Raw genomic sequence first — 14,027 nt, forward strand, 5'->3', positions numbered from 1 at the left:
CGAGCGTACTGCACGCCTACCGGTCGACGGCGAGCTCCCCGAGCTCCGACCAGCCGTCCTGCTCGACCGTGGCGTTGACGATCCGCGGGGTCTCGGCGAGGTACTGCGGCAGCGTCCGCTGCGCCTCCTTGAAGTGCTCCGACCCGACGTGGGCGGCCCCGGCGTCGCCGTCGCGGAAGGCCTCCACGAGCACGTACTCGTTCGGGTCCGCCAGGCTGCGGGACCAGTCGAACCACAGGCAGCCCGGCTCGGCCCGGGTCGCCTCCGTGAACGGCCCGGAGATGCTCGGCCACGCCTGCGCGTGCTCGGGCAGGACGCGGAACTTCGCGGTAATGAAGATCATTCGGTACTCCTCACGAGACTCGACTCTCGCAAGATATATATCTGCAAACGCGCCCCGGAAACGTGCCGTTCCCGGCGTTTTGGCACGGCGTCCCGGCGCCTCATCGCAGACCGGCGACCAGCCCCTCCCACGCGGCTTCCTCGGCGGGCGTGAGCGGACGCCCGTCCCGGGGCTCCCCCGGGTCCCGGAACCACTCGAGCGGCACGGCGCATCCGCTGACGCACCAGCCCAGCACCAGCAACGCGGTGAACACGGCCCGCAGCAGCGCCGCCATGTTGTCGTCGGACACAACACGACGATAATCGTGAATATCTTGCCGACCACCCCTAGGCGACCCCTACCCACTCCTCAGCGTGGCGGTGCCGTCATGACGGCACCTCGTGGATGGCGGCGTCGAGGAGGGCGATCAGGTCGGTCCAGTCGTCGCGGAGCTGGTCCAGGTCCAGCCGGGACAGCCGGCGGCGGGCGCCGCGGGCCGTCGGGTCCAGCAGGTGCCGCCGCAGGGCGTCGTCGGCCTGGTCGATGGTGGAGTGCTCGCCGATCAGGTCGTCCGTGCCCTCCAGGTCCAGAAAGATCGCGAGCTGGGCGACGATGTCGCGGCAGCGGCACACGAAGGCCGGCAGCCAGTGCTCCGGCGGGGCGGAGATGTGCTCCACGAGGAGGTCCAGGTCGTACCGCGACTCCTCCGGCCCCAGGTTGCGCACCCGCCAGGGCGGCAGCGACAGCAGCGGGTCGGTGGTGCCGGTCGAGGACTGCCGGGCCAGCGACAGCTGGTCGGGGAAGAGGAGCAGGCGGCCGTCGGCGTCGGCCGGGAAGATGTGCTCCATGACGCCGTGGCCGGCGTGCAGCTCGCCGCGCAGGGTGACGCCGGTGTACGAGGGCGTGCTCAGCTCGATCAGGTCGACCACGGTCACCGCGAGCGCGGGCTGATGCGAGGCCGGCACGGCGACGGCCGGGCGCGCCGGGGCCGGCGGCGGCGCGCCGACGAGGTCCAGCAGGCCCGCGGCCACCGCCAGCTCCGGGTGCTCGAACCCCTGGGGCGGCAGGCCCAGGGCGCGGTGCAGGAGCTCGGACACCAGCGGCATGCGGGTCGTGCCGCCGGTCAGCAGGACGGCGGCGAAGGGGCGCAGGGGCACCGGGCAGCCGGCCAGCATGGCGCCGACCGCGTCGAGGGTGCGCTGCAGCAGCGGGGCGGCCAGGGCGTTGAGCTCGGCGCGGGTCAGCACGAACTCGGACTCGACCAGCGGGACGTAGACCGTGGCGGTGTCGGCGCGGCTCAGGGTCTCGCGGGCGCCTCGGATCTCGTCCCACAGCTGGCGGCGGGCGGCGCGGTCGGCGGCGGTCGCCGGGGCGTCCATGCGGGCCCACAGGTCGGCGGGGCCGCCGCGGGTGCGCAGGTGGGACGCGATGGCGTCGTCCAGGGCCTGGCCGCCGACGCCGTCCAGCCCGGTGCTGCACACCACTTCGAAGCCGGGGTGACAGCGGACCACGGCGGCGTCGAAGGTGGCCGCGCCCAGGTGGTAGACGAGCAGGTCGGCGGGGCCGGGGTCGGCCCGGCGCAGGTGGGCCGCGGCGGCGGCGAGCGGGGCCGGGACCAGGCGGGCGCGCGGCACTCCGGCGGCGGCCGCGGCCCTGTGCAGCACGTCGCGGCGGGGCTGGGGCCACGATGCCGGGTGGGCCAGGAGGGCCTCGGTGACGGGGGCGGCGGCCTCGGCGGCGACCCGGTTGATCAGGGCGCCGAGGAGCGGCTCGATGGCGACGTCGGCGCCGATGGAGATGGCGGGCTCGTCGATGCGGCGCCGCGGGCTGGGCTCGAAGCGCTCCGGATGCGAGCGGGCGGCCTGCACGGCGTCACGGCCGACCACCAGGCGACCGCCGCCGTCGAGGAAGACCGCCGACGGCAGGAGGGGCGAGCCGTCGAAGAAGAGCGGCTCGACCGGGCCGCCGGGGCGGCGGACGTATGCCACCGTGTTCGAGGTTCCGAGGTCCACTGCCAGTTCCATCGACTGTAAGAGAACCACACGGTGCAAGAGGCTGTCCGCCGCCCCGGTCGGGAAAACAACTACGAAATCAGCTTCCAGGGGCCGTTGGGGTCACCGGGGGCCTGGTTGCGGGTCCACCACTTCGCCTCGTAGACGTGGTTGTTGTAGGCCACCCGGTCGCCGGCGTTGTACACCGTCGTGGCCGTCCAGGCCGCCGGTCCGCCGCCCGGGGACGGCGGGGCGATCTCCTCCCAGGGGCCGTTCGGGTCACCGGGGGCCTGGTTGCGGGTCCACCAGCGGGCGCGGAACTTCTTGTCCTTGTACATCGCGATCTCCCCCGAGTTGAAGATGCGCGACGCGGTCCAGGCGTTGGTCCCGTCCTCGGTCATGGCCAGCTCCTGCCAGGGGCCGGTCGGATCGCCCGGCTTCTGGTTCTTGGTGGCCCAGGCCGCGATGTAGGCGCGGCCGTCGTAGCTGACCTTCTCGTTGTACTTGTACTGCTGCGAGGCGGTCCACGCCGGCGGCAGGTTCACGGTCACGGTGGCCGTCGCCGTCGCCGGGGCGAAGGCGTCGGTGCCGAGGTACGCGGCCGTCAGCGTGTGCACGCCCGCCGAGAGGCCCGGCGGCAGCTTGAAGCTCACCGTGTTGCCGGCGAGCCCGGCCGAGCCCCGCACCTCGTCGCCCTCGCGCAGCTCGACCGTGCCGGGGACGGTGACCCCGTCGGCCGAGACCTGCACGGTGACCGTGGCCGCCGTGCCCCAGTCGACCGAGGCCGACGAGGCGGACAGCACGGGCGCGCCCCGCACGGTGCGGAAGACCGCGGGCTGGGCCACCGCCACGCCGCCGTCGGCGCTGCTGGCCGAGACGATCCAGGCGTACGACGTCGCCGGGGTCAGCCCGGTCCAGCTCACGGTGGCCGTGCCGCCCGACTGGACCTGCGCCGTGCCGATGGTCCCGGCCGGCACGTAGGCGGCCAGGGAGTCGGTGGCGAAGGACGTCTTGCGGGAGGTCAGGTCGACCGGGAGGGTCAGGTTGTCCTCGGAGCCGTTGTACCGCGGCTTGGTCTGGCTCCCGTCCTGGCGGATGTCGTACTCCGTCGCCCCGTAGTTGTTCAGGAACGGGGAGTACGTGTCGATGTGCATCTCCGCCCGCTTGACGTCGAACTGCAGCAGCCGCAGGAAGCTCGCGCCGAACTGCAGCCGGTCGGTCGCCTTGTGGTCGGGCGTGCCGTCGCCGTTGACGTCGATGTTGCCGTTGGCGTCGACCAGCTTGGGCCACAGCTCGCCGGCCGGGACCGTGTAGAACTGGTAGTCCGCGAGCAGCTCGACCACGTCGTGCGCGACGGTCACGCCGACGTTCGTCTTCAGGTTGGTGCCGACGCCGTGCTCGTGGCCGGCGAGGACCAGGAAGACGTTCGGGTTGGCCTCGACCACCTGCTTGTACAGCGGCGAGCCGTCCGGCGCCGAGAAGTCCGCCCCGCGCCCGTCGGGGTTGGTCGACGGCTTGAGGTAGTCGTGCGACAGCAGGATGCCGTTGCGGTCCTTGTAGCGCTTGAAGATGGAGTCCGCCCACTTGGCCTCCTGCGGCGTGACGCCGTAGGAGAGCCCGACCGCGACGAAGTCGAGGCCGCCGGCCGAGAACAGCACGTAGTTGTTCTGGTTGTCCTTGCCGGGCACGACGCTGCCGTCGGCGTTGAACTGCTCGTCCCACGCGTGGTACTCCGCGCCGGCCGGCCAGCCCTTGGCCACCTGGTAGTAGCGGCTCGCGCTGAACGTCTTGCTGAACCGGGAGTCCGGGCCGGTCTCGGCGCCCAGCTGGTCGTCGTGGTTGCCGGCGATGACCTGGTTCACCACGCCGTTGTCGTCGAGCGTCTTCTGGTACTGCGACGCGAGCGCGAGCTCCTTGTCGACCTCCTCGTTCAGGCCCGGTCGCAGCAGCGAGCCGTCGGGCTTCTTGGCGAGCGGGTCGTAGTAGTCGTTCTCGATGACGTCGCCGGTGTGCGCGGTGTAGGCGATCTTCCGCCCGGCCGCGTTGTCGGCGATCCACTGGGTGGTGTCCTTGTAGGCCGCCGCCCAGATGGCCTGCTCCTCGGCCGTCTCGACGTCGGAGGCCTCCTTGACGCCGTTCCAGTTGTCGTACGTGCCGCCGGCCGCGCCCTCGGTCAGGTACTGCGTGTCGGTGAAGTGGGCCAGGGCGAAGTCGTACGTCCCCGGGTCCTCGAAGTGGTCCTTGTCCGCCTGCGCGGTGGCGTCGTGCGGCGAGAGGTCGTCGGCGAAGGGGTCCTCGCCGGTGACGAGCACGTGCACGGTGCCGCCGTCGCGGTAGGCGTCGGCGAGCTGGGTGGCCAGCACGGTGCTGTGCTCGGCCTGGCCGCGGGAGCTGGTGAGCACCACCCACTGCTTGGCCGAGGGGTTCCACGCCCGCAGCGCCACGACCCGCTCGGGGTCGATGGTGCCCTCCCAGCGCAGGGTCGGGTTGGCCGCCGTGCCGATGTTGAGGTCGTAGCGCTGGAAGACCACGTCCCGTCCGGACGGCGTGTCGACGCTCTGCCCGTCCAGCGGCCGCAGCGACTCGAGCTTGACGCTGCCGTCGTGGGCGACGTCGAGGGTGGTCGGCACCGCGCTGGCCGTGCCCTGGTACCCGCCGGTCGGCAGCACCACGTCGGCCTTGGTGAACGTGGCGGTCAGCGCCACGCCGGCCGCGCCGGGCACCTTGGCCGACAGGTTGGCCGACGGCGCGTTGACGCCGGTGACCGCGGCCGCCAGGTCGGTCGGCACGTCGGGGATGTTGGCGCTGGTGAAGTGGATCTGCCGGGTGGCCGTGTTGCCCAGCACGTCGGTCGCGCTGACGGCAAGCGTGTGCGCGCCGGCCGGCAGGCCGTGGCCGATCTGGTCGCCCTGGTTGACCGCCTTGCCGTCGAGCGTGATGACCGGCTTGCCGGCCACCCCGGAGGCGTCCTTGATCTTGACCATGAGCGCGACGGTCGAGGTGAGGTTCTGCCCCTCGGCCGGGACGCTGCTGTCGACCTCGGGCGCGCTGTTGTCGACGGTGAAGCCGCGGCTGGACGCCTTGTCGCCGCTCACGGCCTTGATGGTGTGGCGGCCGTCGGCGAGCGTGGTGGTGTCCACGTCGGCCCGCTTGCCCTGGCCGGGCGCGGCGATGTCGAACGTGATCGTCTTGTCCAGCACCGGGTTGAAGGTGCTGCCGCAGGTACCGTCGCCGATGTAGACGGTCACCTGCTGGCCGGCCGGGTAGGTGGCCGAGCCGATCGTCACCGTGTTCTCGGCGATCTCCTTGGTCAGCTGGGTCGCGGACGCGCCGACCGGGGCGAGCTCGAAGTCGCGGAGGGTGAAGTCGTCGTAGTTGTCGCAGCCGCCCGGCTTGGCGCTGCCGTGGTCGCTGCCGGCCACGAACTCGACGGTGTTGACGCCCGGCACGAGCCACTCGTTCGGGAAGGCGAGGTCGGCGACCTCCTTCTCCCAGATGCCGAGGTCCAGCGGGATGCCGTTGATGAGCACCTTGTTGTCGAAGCCGCTGTCGGAGCCGTTGCCGCCGATGAAGGCCCGCAGGTGCGCGGTGCCGCTCGCGGCGAGAGTGTCGATCGTGCGGGTGGTCGGCGCGCCCGCGACGTCGAAGTGGAACTCGGCCTCCTTGTTGGGGCCGCAGGTGCCGTCGCCCAGCGCCAGCGAGGCGTCGGTGGTGACGGCCCGGGTGGTGGTGGCGCCGGTCGTGGTGAGCAGGTAGGTGGTGCCCACGGTCACCGTGCCGGCGGTGCCCAGGGTCAGCTGGGTGGCCGCCCGGGTCAGCTTGAAGTCGTCGTGGTTGGCGCAGGTGGCGCCGTTCAGGGTGCCGTTGTAGTCGCCGGTCTTGACCTGCACGACGTTGTCGCCGAGGTGCAGGTACCGGTGCGGGAGCTTAATGGTGGCGGTCTCCGCGCCGGCCACGCCGTAGTCCCCGCCGAGGTCGACCCGGTTGCCGTTGACCAGCAGGTAGTTGTGGTACTTGGCCTCGGCCGAGTTGCCGGCCTCGACGGTCAGCGTGAGGGTCGCGGTGCCCGACGCCAGGGTCTCGGCGTTCTCCGCGGCGCGGTCGTCGATCGCCAGCGACTCCACGCTGCCGGTGCCGCCGGTGAGGGCCGCGATGACCGGCTCGGTGCCGCGGACGAGGGCCCCGTCGGCCGGGGTGACCTTCGGCGCGCCCGCCGGGGCGTTGTTCACCGCGACCGCGACCCGGCTGGTGGCGCCGGACTTGGTGGTCGCGGTGACCGTGTGTGCGCCGTTGGCCAGGGTGGTGGTGTCCAGGTCGGCGCCGAGGCCGGCGGTCCCGCCGGGGGTGCCGGAGACGACGAACGTCAGGTCCTGGGTGAGCAGGTGCGGCGAGCTGCCGCAGGTGCCGTCGCCGAAGCTGTAGCTGAAGGCGTTCTGCTCGCCGTCGGCCACGACGCCGAGCAGGCTCAGGCTGATGCTGCTCAGCGCGAAGTCGTCGTAGTTGGGGCAGCGCAGCCCCTCGCCGAAGGGCAGCTGGTTCACGCCGACGGCCGAGGCGTTGGTGGTGTCGACCCAGTTCCAGCCGGCGTGCACGGTGACCTTGTTGGCGCCCTCGTGCAGCCACTCGCCGGGGAAGTCGAGGCTCCCCGCGCGGCCACCGGGGATGTCCGGCACGTAGACCCGGTCGGCCTCGGCCGTGTGGTCGTTGACGGTGATGTAGTTGTGGTAGCGGGCCTCGGTACCGTTGCCGCCCATGTCGAACGCGAAGTGCGCGGTGCCGGCCGTGGGCTTCGCGGTGATCTGCCGGTCGTCGACCTTCAGGGCCACGACCGAGTCGTTCTCGACGGTCGGCTCGGCGCCGACGTGGGCCGTGCCCTCGAGGGTCTGGCCGTCGGCCAGGTTGAGCACCGGAGCGCCGGTCGCGCCCGGGGGCGCTTCCTCCGCCCCGGCGGTGTTCGGCCCGATCGCCGCGCTGGTCCCGCCGACCAACGCGAGGGCGAGCGCGGAGGCGATCGCCCGCCGCATTCGTTGCCTCATGTTCGAGACTCTCCTTATGTTTCCCGGGTGGTGGGTTTGAGCCGGCGCCGCACCAGGAAGAAGCCCATGGCGGCGAGGACGAGGAGCACGCCCACGACAACCCCGATCTGCAGGGCGGCGCTGCGGCCGAGGTTGTCGCCGGCGGCGGCGGTGCCAAGGGTCCACTCGTGGGTGTCGGCGCCCTGGCGGTAGACCGTGCGCTGGCCGTTCGGGCCGGTGGCGAGGCTCTGGTACGCCGGGTTGAGGTCCGTGAGCGTCCGCACCGCGATCGTGGCGGTGCCGATCGGCGCGGGGCAGGCGAAGTCGACGGTCGCGCCGGCCTTGGCGAGGTCGGCCGGCGGCTGGACGGTCCCGGCGCACGCCTTCCCGGCGGCGGTCACGGTGATCTGGCGCAGCAGGTAGCCGGCGAACTGCGGGGAGGGCCCGATCGCGGCGGCGTCGGCGTCGCGGTAGAACACGGCGCCGTCGAGCATGACGCGGTCCTGGGGCAGCACGCCGAGGGCGACGCCGAGCAGCGTCAGGTCGTCGAGGCCGCCCGCCTTCCAGCGCACGTGCACGACCTGGGCGTCGGCGGAGACGGCGACGGTCTGCGGGTCGCCGAAGGGGTGGGCCGCGGCCGGCTGCGGGGCGATGAACACGGCGGCCAGCGCGAGCAACCCCGCGAGGAGGCGCTGAGCCAAGGGGACACTCCGGGTTGTACGAGATCATTTTCTGTGCCGGAGAAGTCTGACCTTTGGCGCCGGAAACGCACAGGCGTCGCTCAGCGACGGACAGGTGAACAAACAGTTCGGCGGCGGGCGCCCCATCGCCCGCCGCCGAACCACCCACCGCCGGAAATTCAGATCTTGACGTCCCCGCACAGGTGGACGACCAGGCCGAGCTCCTGGAACAGCGCCGCCTTGGCCAGCAGCGCCCGGTCCGCCGCCTCGGCGTCCGGGGTGTAGGCGACCTGCACGTGGTTGGCCTTGTGCCGGGCCATGAGCTGGTCCCGGCCGACCCCGTGCAGCACGGCGTGCATGATGGGCCACTGCCGGTCGGTGGCGTCCAGCCGGCGCTGGGTCTCCTGCGCCGGCAGCTCGCGCACGTGCGCGCGGCCCAGGTCGACGTGCAGGACGCCGTCCATGATGAACACCCGCGACCAGACGATCTCGCCGGGCTTGGACACGCCGCTGAGCGTGCCGCCGCCGAGCGGGAAGAACATCGGCGGCTGGCGCATGCTGTAGCTCTTGTCGTAGCCGCCGTTGTGCGACGCCGGCACCGACCCGGAGATCTCGAAGACCCAGACGAACTCGCCCTCGTAGTCCTGGCCCCACCGGATGTCGTGCAGCGTGGTGGCCGGGTCGAAGCCCATCGCGGTCCACAGCCGGTTGGTGACCAGCGCGTCGACGGCGACGCCCTCGTCGACCTCGTTGAAGTGCGGCAGCGGCGCGCCGGCGTAGAGCTCGCGGGCGCCGTCGCGGCTGCGCACCGGCGGGCGCTCCACGTTGTTGAGCAGCCCCTCGGCGAGGTCGCTGGCCGGCACCGTGTCCTTCAGGCCCTGCTGGTACTGGATGCCGACGGCGTCGAGGCCGAAGTCGTCGCTCATCCGCAGAGCCGCGATGTACATCTTGAACTGGCTCGTCACCTGTGCCTCGGTGAGCTCCGTGGCCTCGTCGGCGCCGAAGTGGAAGGTGAAGCCGCGCTCGTCGAGCCAGGCCCGCACGGCGGCGGCCTCCTCGTCGCTCACCCGGTTCATCTCGGCCACCAGCGCGCTCTGCGACAGCCGCTCCTTGTAGATGCCGAGCGGGTTGAGCAGCTCGTCGTCGAAGATGGCGTTGTACATCCCCATGCAACCCTCGTCGAAGACGCCGATGACGGCCTTCTCGTCGCGCAGCTGCCGGGCCAGCGCGGCACCCAGCACCACCTCGGGCGAGGTCTCGTCCAGCGGCGGCAGGTCGCGCACGTGGGACAGGTCGTGCACCACCTCCCCGGTGTCGAGCCACTGCCGCAGCCCGTCGACCGCCCACGCGTCGGTGAAGTCCTCGCTCCACAGCGCCGAGTGGCGCACGCCGGCCTTGGTGAGGCTGGCGGTGAGGTTCAGCAGGCCGACCAGGCCGGGGAAGCCGCCCGACCAGTTGGCCACGATGAGGATCGGGCCCTCGTGGGTGCGCAGGCCGGCCAGGACGTGGTGGCTGTACTGCCACACCGCCTCCACGACGATCAGCGGCGCGTCCCGCGGGATCGTCTTGAACACCTCGATGCCCATGCGCTGGCTGTCGACGAAGCCGTGGCCCTTGTCCGCGTCGTACTCGTGGGTGCGCCGGGCCTGCCAGCCCAGCCGGTCCAGGGCCGCCGTCACGTCGGCCTCGAGCTTCGCCTGGGTGGGCCAGCAGCGGAGGTTGGCGCTCGGCCGGAGGTCGCCGCTGGCCACCAGGTAGGCGGTGGCGGGCTCGGTGGCCGGCCGCCGCAGCGGTACCGGCAGCGGGTAGGTACTCGTCATTTCTCCTCCGGTGGAGTCGTGGGGGCAGGGAGCGGGAATGCCGTGAAGGCCTGGCCGGCGCGAAGGGCGACGCCGGTGGCCTCGAGCCGGCCGAGCGACGGGTGCTCGACGACCAGCCGGGCCAGGTCGAGGGAGCCGCCGTGCAGCACGAGGGCGGCGCCGTCCGGGCCGACCTCGGCCTCGCCCCAGCCGTGCCCGGCGGTGAAGACGGCGCGGACGACGGGCGCGGCGAGGCGGGGGCGGATGGTCAGGGTGGCCGACGGCGCGTCGTAGTCGACGCCGCTGAGCGCCAGCACCGGCCCCCAGCTGGCCAGCGACCGGGCGTAGTGGTTGCCGCACTCGGCCTCGTTCCACGGGCTGCGGCGCCGGCCGTCGTGGCGGTCGCGCACGGCGCGCACGATGCGCAGCCCCTCGTCCGTCAGGCCCTCGTAGATGAGGTGGGTGGCGACCTGGTACTCGATGCCGGTCCACACCTCGTCGCTGTAGACGAACGGGATGCGGGGCCGCCCGCCGCGCGGCCACGTGCACAGCAGCAGCCCGGCCTCGTCGCCGAGCGCATAGGTGCGCTGCACGCTGTGGTGCGCCGAGAGGTCCTCCCGGAAGTTGTACTTCCACACGGCGCCGATCGCGGACCGCACATGGTCGGGCGGCAGCACGTGGCCGAGCCCGGCGACGTGCGCGAGCTGCTGGCCGAGCAGCTGGTCGCTGAGGCAGCCCGTGCCGTACTGGTAGCGGTGCTCGTCGACGTCGTCGATGCGCTGCTCGTAGTACTCGCCGTTGTACAGCAGCGCGTCCATCCGCTCGGCACAGCGTCGCGCGGCGGCGCCGAAGCGCTCCGCGTCGGCGTCCTCGCCGAGGCGCTCGGCCATGCGGGCGCCGGCGTGCAGCGCGGCCGCGAACATCGAGTTGGCCAGCGAGTTGGGGCCGAAGAACTCGATGTCGTAGGTGTTGTGCTGCTTGCTGTCCAGCACGCCGTCGCCGTCCGCGTCCCACTCGGCGAACGCGAAGTCCAGCGCCCGTCTCGCGGCCGGGTACAGCTCCGCCAGCCATGCGTCCCCGGCGCCGAAGCGCCACTCCCGGTAGAGCCGCACGACCGCGCCGAGCTGCCCGTCGACGGCCGGGTGGAAGTCCCACGGGGCGTTGCCGAAGACGCTGTTGGCGCGGAAGTTCATCCGCCCGTCGGGCCGGGTCTCGCGCAGGAACTCGGTCTCCCGGGCGCTGCGCTCCAGCTCGGGGAAGAGGAACGCGGCCGACTGGGCGTAGTTCCACACGTGCGTGCAGGTGCCCTCGCAGCTGCCGGCGTGCGCGAAGCTGCCCTCCCAGGCGGCGAACACCCCGCCCTCGAGCCGGAAACACGTCGTGCTGCGCAGCACGGCCAGGTTGGCTGCTGCGGCGTCGACGACCTCGGGCGGCAGCGTCCCGCCGTGCAGGGCGCGGTGGAACGTGCGGGTCGCCGCCTCCAGCGACGGCAGCTCCTGCGCGAGGTGCCGGGCCACGGCCCACGCGTCGGCGAACCGGGTGGCGTAGTGGTTGCGCACGACGTCCGCGGCGCCGGCGTTGTCCAGGCCGATGTTGCCCTGCCAGGCGCGGGCCCGGTTCGGGAAGTGCCAGGTGAGCAGGAACTCGAAGTCGCGCTCGGCGCCGGGCTCCAGCCGGGCGGCGATGCCGAGCGAGCCGACCCGCAGGCGGGTGAACCACTCCGGCCGCGGCGGCGGGTCGAGCGTCTGCACCGTCTCGGGCTCCAGCCGGCCGTCCTCGCACAGGTCGTCCCAGAACACCTGGACGCCGTCCTGCCAGAAGCCGCTGAGCCACTGCGGCTTGGCGGTGACGTCCCGGTCGGTCGTGGCGAGCGCCGCGCTGCCGAAGCGCAGGTCGTGCTCGCCGAGGTCGGTGCCGAAGCGGATGCCGCACACCACGCCGTCGTCGACCCAGTCGTTGCGCGGATGCCCCTCGAACTCCGGGAAGTTGAAGACGTTGCGGCGCGCGATGCCGACGGGGTTGGCCATGGAGCCCACCACGGTCACGTCGGCCGGGGCGTCGCCGATGTTCTTCACGGTGTACCGCAGGACGGCGCCCGGCAGCCCGGAGGCGTCCGCGTCGAGGGGCACCAGCGGGGTGAACGCGGTCAGCGTGACCTCGGCGCCGAGGAGCGGGTCGGCGAGGTCGACCCACAGCAGCGGGTACTCGCCGCGCATCCGGCTCCGCGCCAGCCGGGGCAGCCCGGCCAGCCGCCCGGCGTCGTAGCCCTGGTCGCCCTCGTGCGGCGGGCGCAGCCGCCCCTCCAGCACGCGGGTCACCGCCTCGGCGCCGTCGCGGGCGACCCGGATGGCGAAGCACGTGAACGGCAGGCTCGCGCCCTTGTCCGGCGCGTTGGCCAGCTCCCAGTCGCGCAGCTCCCCGCGGGCGCCGACAGACACGTTGCCGGTGCCGATGCCGCCGAGCGGGAACGCGGCGACGGCCGCGTCGCCGTCGAGGACCCGGCTCATGAACGGGCCGCCAGCGCGTGCGCGATCCGCTCGGTGGCCGGATACAGCTCCAGGTACAGCCGGTACAGCTCGTCGTAGCGCGCGCCGGCGGCCGGGTCCGGCTCGACGACCTCGACGATCGGGTTCCAGTCCTCGATGCGCACCTCGTGCGCGGCCGCCCCGGCGAGGAACGCGGCGCCGTAGCTGGCGCCGATGGTCTTCTCCGGCACGCACTGGGCGCGGCCGGTCACGTCGGAGACGATCCGGGCCCACAGGCCGCCCTGGGTCCCGCCGCCGACGGCGACGATCCGCTCGATCCGCCCGCCGGCCGCCTCGATCGCCTCGATGTTGTGGCGCACCCCGAACGCGGTCGCCTCCAGCGCCGCCCGGTACAGGTCGCCGCGGGTGTGCTCGACCGTCAGGCCGGCGATGACGCCGCGCGCGTCCGGGTCGGCGATCGGGGTGCGCTCGCCGGCGAAGTACGGCAGCATCAGCAGCCCCCGGGCGCCGGCGCCCGACGCCCGGGCCTCCTCCAGCAGGGCCGGGTAGCCGGGGCCGCCGAAGAGCTCGTGCAGCCAGGACGTGATGGCGCCCGAGGTGGCCATGCCGGCCGCCAGGTTGCGGGTGCCCGGAAACGCGCCGGTGGTGCCCCACAGCACCGGGGAGGCGTTGCGCACCTCGGTGGTGTGGACGAGGAACATCGTCGTGCCGTACATCAGCATGAGGTCGCCGAGCCGGTGCGCGCCCACGCTGACCGCCTCCGTCCAGGCGTCGATGGTCCCGGCCACGACGGGCGTCCCGGCGGCCAGCCCCGTCCGCGCGGCCGCCTCGGCGGTCACGGCGCCGACCACGTCGCCGGGCCAGACCAGCGGCGGCAGCTCGATGCCACCGCGCAGGCCGTCCGCCCACGGCCGGTGCCAGTCCAGCGCCTGCGCGTCGTACATCGGCGTGCACTGGCTCGCCGAGTGCTGGTCGAGGTAGTACGCGCCGGTGAGGCGGTGGCCGAGCCAGTTGGACGGCATGAACAGCCGGCGGGCCCGGGCCCACGCCTCGGGCTCGTGCTCGGTGAGCCAGGCGAGCTTCGGCCCGACGCTCTGCGTGGACAGCGCCGACCCGCTGCGCTCGCGGATGGCGTCCGCCCCGCCGAGCTCCCCGGTGAGCCGCGCGATCTGCGCGGTGGCCCGGGTGTCGACGCCGTAGAGGATGCCGGGCCGCAGCGGCGCGCCGTCCTCGTCGGCGATGACCACGCACGGCCCCATCCCGCTGACCCCGACGGCGACGATCCGCTCCGGCGCCGCCGGATCGGCGAGCAGCTCGCGGACGATGGAGACGGCCTCGTCCCACCAGACCTCGGCGTCCATCTCCACGTGCCCGGGGTGCGGCCGGCGCACGTCGTGGTTGCGCGTGGCGCTGGCGAGAATCGTCCCCTGCAACGAGACGAGCACGCCCTTGGTGCTCGAGGTCCCGACGTCGATGCCGACGACCGCGGCGCTGTTCGTCATGGAGCCAAGATGGCAGAAATCGATTTCAGCGTCAATGGCGCCGAGGGGCCCGGAGTCGCACAGGAACGCACGCGTTCCCGTGCCCGCGGCCCGTGAAACCGTTATGACCGAACAACCCGCGCGCACAGGGCCGCCGCGCGGCGTTGCACGGCCCCCGGGAGGCGCGCCACTTGCGAGCGCCTTCGAGCCTCAGGCGGCGTTCCGGCCGGGCGGCTAAAGGCCAGCGGACGAG

8 protein-coding genes are annotated in these 14,027 nt (G+C 72.9%); all 8 read right to left on the reverse strand.

What is annotated here, in order from left to right:
* Window positions 1-16: 16 nt before the first annotated feature.
* The gene (locus ABD352_RS07995; RefSeq protein ID WP_344611584.1) at window positions 17-343 is read right to left on the reverse strand and encodes a putative quinol monooxygenase; all 327 of its coding nucleotides are present in this window, start codon (window positions 341-343) and stop codon (window positions 17-19) included.
* Window positions 344-443: 100 nt separating this feature from the next.
* The gene (locus ABD352_RS08000) at window positions 444-632 is read right to left on the reverse strand and encodes a hypothetical protein (RefSeq protein WP_344611585.1); all 189 of its coding nucleotides are present in this window, start codon (window positions 630-632) and stop codon (window positions 444-446) included.
* Window positions 633-708: 76 nt separating this feature from the next.
* Window positions 709-2,346 carry an Hsp70 family protein gene (locus ABD352_RS08005; RefSeq protein ID WP_344611586.1) on the reverse strand — a complete coding sequence of 546 codons (1,638 nt, stop codon included), beginning with the start codon at window positions 2,344-2,346 and terminating at the stop codon, window positions 709-711.
* A 59-nt stretch (window positions 2,347-2,405) separates the two neighbouring features.
* Complete coding sequence (locus ABD352_RS08010; RefSeq protein WP_344611587.1) at window positions 2,406-7,349, reverse strand: carbohydrate-binding protein; 4,944 nt, start codon at window positions 7,347-7,349, stop codon at window positions 2,406-2,408.
* Window positions 7,350-7,363: 14 nt separating this feature from the next.
* Window positions 7,364-8,029 (reverse strand): hypothetical protein, encoded by a 666-nt coding sequence (locus ABD352_RS08015; RefSeq protein ID WP_344611588.1) that lies wholly within the window; start codon window positions 8,027-8,029, stop codon window positions 7,364-7,366.
* Window positions 8,030-8,187: 158 nt separating this feature from the next.
* Window positions 8,188-9,828 (reverse strand): fucose isomerase, encoded by a 1,641-nt coding sequence (locus ABD352_RS08020; RefSeq protein ID WP_344611589.1) that lies wholly within the window; start codon window positions 9,826-9,828, stop codon window positions 8,188-8,190.
* Window positions 9,825-12,314: a GH116 family glycosyl-hydrolase gene (locus ABD352_RS08025; protein ID WP_344611590.1), complete on the reverse strand. Its 2,490-nt coding sequence runs from the start codon at window positions 12,312-12,314 to the stop codon at window positions 9,825-9,827. The genes ABD352_RS08020 and ABD352_RS08025 overlap by 4 nt, the downstream gene beginning before the upstream one ends.
* The gene (locus ABD352_RS08030; RefSeq protein WP_344611591.1) at window positions 12,311-13,795 is read right to left on the reverse strand and encodes an FGGY-family carbohydrate kinase; all 1,485 of its coding nucleotides are present in this window, start codon (window positions 13,793-13,795) and stop codon (window positions 12,311-12,313) included. The genes ABD352_RS08025 and ABD352_RS08030 overlap by 4 nt, the downstream gene beginning before the upstream one ends.
* Window positions 13,796-14,027 lie beyond the last annotated feature (232 nt).

The organism is Dactylosporangium salmoneum, from assembly GCF_039532525.1.
In the GTDB taxonomy this organism is placed as follows: Bacteria; Actinomycetota; Actinomycetes; order Mycobacteriales; family Micromonosporaceae; genus Dactylosporangium; species Dactylosporangium salmoneum.

Coding starts and splice junctions, on each gene's coding strand:
- ABD352_RS08005 (WP_344611586.1), bottom strand. CDS start 2,346: ATGGAACTGGCAGTGGACCTCGGAACCTCGAACACGGTGGCATACGTC.
- ABD352_RS08025 (WP_344611590.1), bottom strand. CDS start 12,314: ATGAGCCGGGTCCTCGACGGCGACGCGGCCGTCGCCGCGTTCCCGCTC.
- ABD352_RS08030 (WP_344611591.1), bottom strand. CDS start 13,795: ATGACGAACAGCGCCGCGGTCGTCGGCATCGACGTCGGGACCTCGAGC.
- ABD352_RS08010 (WP_344611587.1), bottom strand. CDS start 7,349: ATGAGGCAACGAATGCGGCGGGCGATCGCCTCCGCGCTCGCCCTCGCG.
- ABD352_RS07995 (WP_344611584.1), bottom strand. CDS start 343: ATGATCTTCATTACCGCGAAGTTCCGCGTCCTGCCCGAGCACGCGCAG.
- ABD352_RS08020 (WP_344611589.1), bottom strand. CDS start 9,828: ATGACGAGTACCTACCCGCTGCCGGTACCGCTGCGGCGGCCGGCCACC.